7 protein-coding genes are annotated in these 9,047 nt (G+C 40.0%); 5 read left to right on the top strand and 2 right to left on the bottom strand.

Going from position 1 to position 9,047, the window contains the following annotated elements; genetic code table 11:
- From JJE29_08270 to JJE29_08280, 3 genes are all read left to right on the top strand, one after another.
- Window positions 1-2,650 (top strand): cytidyltransferase (locus JJE29_08270; protein ID MBK5252608.1); only part of this gene is annotated, 2,650 nt, incomplete at its 5' end.
- 11 nt (window positions 2,651-2,661) lie between these two features.
- Entirely contained in the window at window positions 2,662-3,918 is a 1,257-nt protein-coding gene (locus JJE29_08275; GenBank protein MBK5252609.1) for a lactate dehydrogenase, read from the top strand.
- Window positions 3,881-4,963 (top strand): NAD(P)H-dependent oxidoreductase, encoded by a 1,083-nt coding sequence (locus JJE29_08280; GenBank protein ID MBK5252610.1) that lies wholly within the window; start codon window positions 3,881-3,883, stop codon window positions 4,961-4,963. The genes JJE29_08275 and JJE29_08280 overlap by 38 nt, the downstream gene beginning before the upstream one ends.
- Window positions 4,964-4,977: 14 nt before the next feature.
- Here JJE29_08280 and JJE29_08285 read toward each other — a convergent pair whose 3' ends face one another.
- A complete protein-coding gene (locus JJE29_08285; GenBank protein ID MBK5252611.1) occupies window positions 4,978-7,056 on the bottom strand; it encodes a hypothetical protein in 2,079 nt (692 codons plus the stop codon).
- Between the two features lie 350 nt (window positions 7,057-7,406).
- Between JJE29_08285 and JJE29_08290 the strand changes: the two genes are divergently transcribed.
- Window positions 7,407-8,225, top strand: coding sequence for an aminotransferase class IV (locus JJE29_08290; protein MBK5252612.1), 819 nt, complete (start codon window positions 7,407-7,409; stop codon window positions 8,223-8,225).
- On the opposite strand, the gene JJE29_08295 is transcribed toward JJE29_08290, so the two are convergent.
- The gene (locus JJE29_08295; GenBank protein ID MBK5252613.1) at window positions 8,215-8,670 is read right to left on the bottom strand and encodes a universal stress protein; all 456 of its coding nucleotides are present in this window, start codon (window positions 8,668-8,670) and stop codon (window positions 8,215-8,217) included. The genes JJE29_08290 and JJE29_08295 overlap by 11 nt on opposite strands.
- Window positions 8,671-8,799: 129 nt before the next feature.
- Between JJE29_08295 and JJE29_08300 the strand changes: the two genes are divergently transcribed.
- On the top strand, window positions 8,800-9,047 hold a 248-nt coding region (locus tag JJE29_08300; protein MBK5252614.1), incomplete at its 3' end, for a ThiF family adenylyltransferase.

Genomic DNA, 9,047 nt, shown 5'->3' on the forward strand with positions numbered 1-9,047 from the left:
AATTGAAAATTACCAGTTTACAAAGTACATTCCGGCATATCTTGGAGTGTTGGTGCTGTATTTGAAACCGGTGGAATTTGACGAATTCATTGACGATATGGTTATAAAAGCCAAAAGCGCCAATCCACAGATAGAATCCCTGCTTTTTGAAACTATAGGGGTTACAATAGAAAACTACTACTCTTATAAGGATCGTTTTCCAGAGACAAAAGATGCCTTTGAAAATCGGCAAATAAGACTTTTGGGAATTTTAATGAATGGCATCGTAAGCTTTAACCAAAGGGTCAAGTATGTTGCGTTTGGGGTAATAGGAAAGAATATTTTTAAGTCAAGCAGTCTCGATCTTCAAAAAACCCATAGGATTTTTGGATTGATCGCTAAAAAAGTTTTAACGCTTCTCGATTTTGGAGCAAAGGATGAAAGCATTCTTTTTCTTACCAATGCGGCGGGATTAAATGATATCTATAGATTTATATCCGAATATACTCATCACATAGGTGAAATGCATATAGTGAAAAATGATAAAATTGCATTTTTTCCTGGAACTTTCGACCCGTTTTCTCTAAGCCACAAGGAGATTGCTCGAGAGATAAGGGACAAGGGCTATGAGGTCTATCTTGCGGTTGATGAGTTTTCATGGTCGAAACGCACTCAGCCGAATCTTATCAGAAGAAGCATTATTCGAATGTCGGTTGCGGACGAGCTTGGGATATATCTTTTTCCTGAGAACATACCTATAAACATAGCTAATACTGAAGACCTTGCGAAATTGACGGAAGTGTTTGACGGGTCCAAGGTGTATCTTGTGGTAGGAAGCGACGTGCTTCTAAATGCAAGCGCTTACAAGAATGATGGCTCAATCAACTCGTTCAATCATATTATTTTTGAACGAAGGGTTCTTCATGCGTCTGATGAGGATGACAATAGGCTTGACCTGGCCTGTGAGAAGCTAAAAGGAGAGACGGTCCGTCTTGTTCTAAAGCCTGAATATGAAGACATAAGCTCTTCGCTTATTCGCAAAAACATAGACGAAAAGAGAGACATATCCAACCTCATCGATTCAATGGCGCAGACTTACATTTACGAACGCGGTCTGTACAGGCGTGAGCCACAATACAAGACAACCATGAGAACAAAATCCAAACATGTGGAGTTGCTCACGGAATTCAATGAGGAACTTCTAAAGGAATTGTCAAACAGTTATTTTGATGACAGCCTCGATGCCTTCGAAAAATTAAAGCTTTTTATAAGGGAAAACAGTCCTAAAATGCTGCTGATTAGGGATTTGAAAGATGAAAACAGGATTGTCGCGTTTTCATTGTTCCATTTGGTGAAGTCAAGCAGCCTTTATCAGGAATTCAAGAATGACAAGGTGTCCGAATATATACGCGAAAATTCCATGGGAAGAATAATTATGCTGGATGGCCTATTCATAGACGAGAGTAGGGACGACGGAACCTACAACCAGATATTGTTGACGGAAACCCTTGGAATATGTCTCAAGAAGGATTACAGCTATGCTATCTACTACAATACTTTCGAGGAACATGCAGTGCCTGAATTGCATGAAACCCTAAGGCTTAACGGTTTTCAGAAGGTGCCCTACAGCATAGATGACAGATACGTTTTTGTGGTAAAAATGGTATCACCGAGCATAATAACACTGGATGCCAGCAAATCGATAAAGGAACCTTACAAAAGCCATCCGATGGTTCAAAAGGCGATTAAGGATGCAAGAAAAAAACTTTTGCATTCGATGACGAAACTTTACCCGGGGCATTTGATGTTGTCTTTTGACAGGAATATGATTTACGACAAGATGATAGAGATGATATGCAGAGAAAACGAGGTGCCTGTCGAACCGACCTATCCAAAGCAAACAGGGGAAAATATGTGTGTGCCTTTTGGGAACGTATTGAATGGGCAGATAGTGCCAAATACGGTAACCAAATCAATGCATACTGAGCGATATTTCGAGCCCTTCATGAAGAACAATCAGATGAAGGCATATCCTTATTATGTAGAATTGGAAAACCAGGTCAAGATAATTCATTCATTCAACCGTCCGGTATTTCTCATAGACGATTTGCTTCACAAGGGATATCGTTTTCGGGTGGTAAATCCATTGTTTGAAAAGGAAAATATCGAGGTCAAAAAAATCATTGTTGGAATACTTTCCGGACGCGGAAAAGAGCTAATGGAAATAGAAAACAGAGAGGTGGAAACAGCTTATTTCATTCCAAGGCTTAAGACTTGGTTCAACGAGAATTCGCTATATCCATTCCTTGGAGGGGATACACTGTGGAGAGGCGCTTACCACGAGAGGAACATGATTCCGTCTGTCAACCTCATATTGCCATACATGTCGCCATACTACATCAGGGGCGCATCAAAACAAGCTGTTTACGATTTGTCAAAAACATGTCTTGAAAATGCGTATGAAATAATCACAACAATAGAAGAGGTTTATCAAATTATCAACGAAAGAAGCTTCACAATGGCGGCCTTGGCAGAGGTGTTCATGTCTCCCAGATTTCCGGACCACGGCAGGGACATGCATCACGATTTGAACCTTAGCCCGTCAAATTATCTTATGAACGATATCGAAGCGCTTGATAAGATTAAGAGAATAATAACAGAGAAGGAATAAGGGGGTGCGGAATGTTTTATTATATGCATGAGGGTAAGGTGCTTTTTTCGGAAAAGGAAAGAGCCGAAGAGTATCTTGAACCGGTCGGCGAGCAGCAGGCAATGAGATATGGAGACGTGCTTTATTATCTGTCGAATGCTCCTGTCGGAAAAACCAGAAGGAGCTTCCTTATGAATTATCCGGATTTGGTGGACATTCAAGAAGAAACCATTGATTTGTTTGATGAGCCTGTCGGAATGCCTCAACCCTTTTGGTCCAAGTGGATACTGGAAAAAATGAACAGAGGGCTGGTAAAATCGGTAAATACATCATATCCCGACTGGACGGATTGCCTGCATGCTGATGATATGCAATCATACAGAATAAACCTTGTAGGCCTCGGAGATGTTGGGGGAACCCTTCTTACAGGGTTGCGTCTCTTGGGGGGAGATGTTGTTGAAAGCATTGGAATTTATGATCCCAAGCCTTCCAACAAGGACAGATGGTATTTCGAAACCTCGCAAATCTATGGACCATCGGAGGACAGGCCCTTTCCGCAAATAAAGAAAATCGAAGAATCGGACTTATTCGATTGCGATGTGTTCGTATTCTGTGCCAGCAGGGGAGTTCCGCCTGTGGGAGATGAGAAAAAAGATGTAAGAATGGTGCAATTCGAAGGTAATGCCGCCATATTATCCATTTATGCGAAAATGGCGAGAGAGAGACGGTTCAAGGGAATATTTGCAGTTGTTTCGGATCCCGTAGATCTTCTTTGCCGCAAGGCTTGGGATGTTTCGAATATGGATGAATCTGGAGAACTTGATTTCAGAGGTCTCGGAACGGACCAGATTCGGGGATACGGTTTGGGTGTAATGCATGCGAGAGCGCGCTTCTACTCGCTGATTCAGGAGGAAACCTCGGGATATGAAACCGAGGGAAGGGCCTTTGGACCGCATGGTGAGGGGCTTTTGATAGCAAACAGCATTGCTTCATATGACGAGGAGTTGTCAAATAGCCTTACTGAATCAGCAAAGCATGCGAACCTAAAAATACGCGAAACTGGATTTAAACCCTTTGTTGCACCGGCGCTTTCATCGGGGGCGCTTTCAATACTTGCGACCATAAGGGGCCAATGGCACCACAGCACGCACTTCATAGGGGGTGTGTTCATGGGTTCCAAGAACAGAATGGGAATTATGGGGATTGAACCCGAACGAGTTCATTTGCCTGATGTTTTTAAGAGAAAGCTAAATGAAACCTACGAAATGCTGGACGATTTATATGAATAAACCCATGGTCTTGATACGAACAAAGAAAACATCGGCCGTACTGGAAGAGATGATTAAGTATTCGACTAGAGGCTTTGACATTAAAGAAGTATCAAGCGGAAGGCCCTTGCCTGATCTCCGAAATTCAAAAATTATTATTGCAGCGGAGCTCGACTGCGCCGGGTACTGCATGGACATGTTCGAGATAGTAAACGCATTGGTTGAAAGTGGCGAGAATGCTCTCGAAGGCAGCGCCGCAGTTCTTCTGCTGAGAAGCAATTCCCAATACAATAGCAAAAGCAGTGCCCAAAGCCTTATCTTCAATCTTAATAGGGCAGGCTGCAGGTTTCCAGGACATCCGCTTGTCGAATCCATTGAAGGATTCATGAATTTTGCGACCTGGCAAAAGCATTTGAATATGCCACTTAAAGACATTTGCATGATAAAGTCTCGTGAATTGGTAGAAAAATTATATGGTTATGAACCCGAAAGGATAAAGACTCCCAAGATAGTTGCTTTGCATGCGAGTTCGAGGGAGACATCAAACACATTGATGCTTTGGAGGATGGTTAAGGAAAATCTTGGGAATGCAGAAGTGAATGAGATACATGTTGAGGCGGGGGAAGTAGTAGATTGTAGGGGATGCTCATTCAATGAGTGTATACATTATGGGAGCCAGAACAGCTGTTACTATGGAGGAGTCATCACGAATGAAATATTGCCGGCAATAGGCGATGCCGATGTATTGGTATGGATATGCCCGAACTACAACGATGCTATTTCAGCAAAGCTTATGGCTATAATAAACAGATTGACGGTCATATATAGAAAAACGGAATTCGATAAAAAAAATCTTTTTGCGATAATTGTCTCGGGCAATTCAGGAAACGATTCGGTAGCCCGTCAATTGATAGGCAGCCTGAATGTTAACAAAAATATGCAGCTTCCGCCAAGTTTTGCGTTGATGGCGATAGCGAACGATCCCGAAACGGTTGTGAAATATCCCGGCATTAATGAAGCGGCAAAAGATTTTGCGAAGCGAATCATTGAAAACAGCAAATCATAGGAAATTAAAACCAGTTACTTATAGGAGTTGATGTCTAAGTCGTCAATCCATATTCTTGAAGACATGTTGGAGAAAACTATTTCCAAGCGGTCTACATTGTTTGTTTCTTGGCTAACACTTAGAAGCTCCCAGTAGTTCTTGCTGCTCGGTTTGAAATTAACGCTTCTTTTGAAAGCGAGAGACTTTCCATTGTAACCCAACAGTTGTACCTTGAAGGGCTCTGTGGAATCTGAAAGAATCCACATGGATATTACGGAATTGTTGTCCATTACAAGTTTGTTTATTGTCAGCTTGGATTCTCCGTTTTGCTTATTGCCGCTTATCTGGAGAGAATAAGTTCCGTTTCTAAAAACAGTATCGTCCTTTGATATGGAGCTTTCATCCTGGAATTGAACGGACAGGGAATCAAACTGTTCTTTGCTTTGGTCGGAATTCGGATCGATGTTGATTGTGTTAATGTCATTTATAATATTATAGTAATTGTTTGAATATGTTTGGCTCCAATTGTTTTCATCGTCTAGTATTCGCAAGGAAACCGTGAATTCGCCTTCATCGAGAAATGTTTCTTTGAATCTCAATTCGGAGCCACTGCCGGACAAGGCATCCTTGCCATTTTGTTTTACTGTCCATTCATATGACTGGAAAACAGATTCAGAATCGTCTACTTGAAAAATCCATTCGTCGTAAAGACGCTCATGCTGGAATGTCGCAACAGGAAGATTATCTTTGAAGAAAAGCAAATCTGTTTTGCTGCAAATGGTTAAGATAATGCCTAAGAGAGCTGCTATGAGGATTATTGCGAGCACCTTTTTATCCCTGCGACCGTTTTTATTCTGCTTCAAATCCTCAGGAATTTTGTTTGGGGTTTCTTCCGAATTAAAAAGATCCGTATAGTCGTTTTCGTAATTGTAGAATCCGGCTGCTGCGAGACCGGCGTCGTTATCCTCATATTCATTATCTTCAAGGCTGCTTTCATTTGCCGAATTATCTGCTGGTTCATTTGAATCGCCGTGCTGATAGTCGTCTGAATCGTTTGCAACATTAGCTACCAGATCGTTTTCGATATCGTTTGTTTGATCGTTTCCTAGATTGTTGCCGGGATCATCGATTGAACTGGCTAAATCAACTGTGCTTGATGCATCATTAGCAATGCTTGCGGACATATAGTCGTCAAGCAGCACGCCTTCATCTTCTGCATCAGGCGCTTCAGGAACTTCGTTGGTTGGATTGATACTTTCATCCGGGGTTTTTGAAACAGGTTCGTCGGATTCCATTGAATCCATGTCCGGAGCTGTTCCTTTACCGGAATCACTAGGCGGATTTTCGGCAAATCCGAAGGCGTTTATGGGATTGTAAATCGGCATGGGCCTTTCTTCAGATGACTTGATCGAATCCTTGACATCCTTCATAAGAAGTGCCGAATTTGTGTCATCCAAGTAGAGATTATACAGATAGACGGTCTTAAAGTCCATGAGAATCCCTTTGAAACTGATGTAGTTTTTTTTATTTTCGGCTAGATCGGAAAGAAAACTTCTAAGTTCAATCGGTAATTCTTTGAGCTTTGCGGCCGGAATATTTAATTTGCCGAAAATTAAAAGAGTCAATGTTTTGTGTACCGTTTTACAGATGTCTTTAAAGCTACCCGCTTTTTCGAAAGAATCGTCAATGACCAGAAGGTCGTTGAACTTGACTGAATTTTGCTCGATTATAACCTGTGATTCACTGACGAGGGAATTAGCCGGCTTTATGTCCAGACAATCGTAATCCGTCAACTTATCCAGATATTCATACACGAAATTGATTCTTGTTTTCAGTATAGGGTTGTAGTATTGAATGTATTTTGAAATTGGAAAGCCTTTTTTATACGTGGTCGTAAGAATTATTTCGTCCTTCGATTCCTCTGAAAAAATGAGGCTGTCTATGCAGTTTCGGAATTTATCGATGGAATTAGCATCCGGAAGAAATTTTTTTTGGATTATATTCAAAATGACTATTTTTTCAGGATTTCCCTTTTCACTCGCAAGTGCGATTTTTTGATATTTATCTTCTTTGTATATATTAAGTATTTTATATTTTTCCATGTGAGAATTCATGTTTTGCGTCCTCCTTAATGCCATAAGACTGTATATTTCATTTCGGTTGCAATTATTAAACCGGGAAAATAATGATAAGAAAATTTGTTTGTGTTAAAATGACAATGACTTTAAAGAGGGATTTCATTAAAAAATTTATGAATACCCATCAGCTTTTTGTTATTTTTTGTATCAATTATTATAATTCTACTTTTAATAGCGATTTCCCTTCTTGTAGAATCAAAAAAATGCATCGGGAAATGAATTTTTAAAATTTAAAGAGGAAAATTGATTACAAGAACAAAAGCATCGAAAGATGGAGTTAAGGATAAAAATGATATAGCAAAGAAAACGGAAGAGGAGTTTGAGATATGATAAAGGACAATGCAGGGAATAAAATAATGATAGACGGAGAGATTAGGTTGGCGAAAGAGTGGGACAATCATTCCCTTAAGGGGACTTCCATATACGAGGTTTTGCGGATTGTGGATGGCAAACCGTTGTTTCTGAAAGAACATATAAAAAGGTTTGTGAATTCTTTTTACATCTTGAGATATGAGTTGCCGGAGGAAATAAATGATATTGAAAAAAACTTCTGGTTTTTTTTGAAAGCATCTGAGATTGAAAACGGGAATATTAAGATAATTTGCGATGGAATAGGGGAGGAAAAGCAAAGGGTAAGCATTTACGAGGCTTTAAGCATATATCCTGAAAAAGAGCTTTACAAAAGAGGTGTGGCTATTTCGGTGATGAAAAAGAGCAGAACTTCCCCAGGAGCCAAGAAGATAGAAACATCTCTAAGGATGGATACGGACAGATTGAAGTTGAAAAAAAATGTATATGAAGTACTTCTGATTGATGAGAAAGGCAATGTAACGGAAGGAAGCCGTTCAAACATTTTTTTTATAAAGAACGGGATACTGCATACGCCGCCAATAGAGCAGGTACTTCCAGGTATTACCAGAATGAAGGTTCTTGAATTTTGCGAAAAAAAAGACATCGAAGTAAAAATCCACACCATAAAGGAAGAAGACATTAATTACTTCGATGGAGCTTTTTTAACTGGCACATCTATCAATATGCTTCCGGTTAAAGAGATTGACAAGGTTGTATATAGCGTTGACGGATTTGCTTTCGAGCTGTCACATCAATTCGAAAGTTTTATAGGTCAAGAGTCATTTAGCGCATAACTAAAACCGGTGTTTTGGAATAATGCACGACCTTGCTAGTAACGCTTCCCAAGAGGAATCGTTTGCTTGCACTCATCCCGTGGGTGCACATTATAATCATATCGAAGGACTCGCTTTCGGCGATATCGATAATTGATGAAGCCGGGTCACCATCAGTTGATTTACTTATTACGTGAACATCTTTTTCGGCAAACCAATCCTCTGCTTTTTTGAGAATGCTATCTGAAAAACTGAGTTTTTTGCCTTCCGTGTCGATTGTGGAATTAGTATTTGAGATATTGTAGTTTGGATTTAAAGTAATTGCATAGTTAAGGTTGGGCGGGATTACCTGATTGATATAAAGTACTGTTATTTCTGAACCGTATTTATGGAAAAAATCTTCAGCCATACGATAGGATGCCATGCATTCCTCGGAACCGTCTATTGGCAACAATATTTTTTTCATTTTAAATACCTCCTTTTATTGATTGTTGTTTTGATTTTTATATCATATATAGCTTAATTATATCATATATATACCTCAATAATGGAGAGGAAAACAAAAAAGTAAAGTTTATGAAAGGAGCGACAGAAAATGGAGAGATTTAAACGGACCGAAAGTTTGATTGGCAAAGAAAAGCTCGACTTGTTGAAAAATGCAACTGTATTCATATTTGGCGTGGGTGGAGTAGGTGGTTTTGCAGCCGAATCGCTTGCGAGAGCAGGCATTGAGAATATTGGACTCGTAGACTATGACAAGATTCATATTTCAAACATAAATAGGCAGATACACGCATTGGACGAGACGGTGGGCGAAAGCAAAGTTTCTGTCATGAAGAAGAG

The sequence above is a fragment of the Peptostreptococcaceae bacterium genome, assembly GCA_016649995.1.
In the GTDB taxonomy this organism is placed as follows: domain Bacteria; phylum Bacillota; class Clostridia; order Peptostreptococcales; family BM714; genus BM714.

What these genes read in the sequence shown, in the direction of transcription:
- JJE29_08275 (MBK5252609.1), top strand. Translation starts at nt 2,662, where the DNA reads ATGTTTTATTATATGCATGAGGGTAAGGTGCTTTTTTCGGAAAAGGAA.
- JJE29_08280 (MBK5252610.1), top strand. Translation starts at nt 3,881, where the DNA reads ATGAAACCTACGAAATGCTGGACGATTTATATGAATAAACCCATGGTC.
- JJE29_08285 (MBK5252611.1), bottom strand. Translation starts at nt 7,056, where the DNA reads ATGAATTCTCACATGGAAAAATATAAAATACTTAATATATACAAAGAA.
- JJE29_08290 (MBK5252612.1), top strand. Translation starts at nt 7,407, where the DNA reads ATGATAAAGGACAATGCAGGGAATAAAATAATGATAGACGGAGAGATT.
- JJE29_08295 (MBK5252613.1), bottom strand. Translation starts at nt 8,670, where the DNA reads ATGAAAAAAATATTGTTGCCAATAGACGGTTCCGAGGAATGCATGGCA.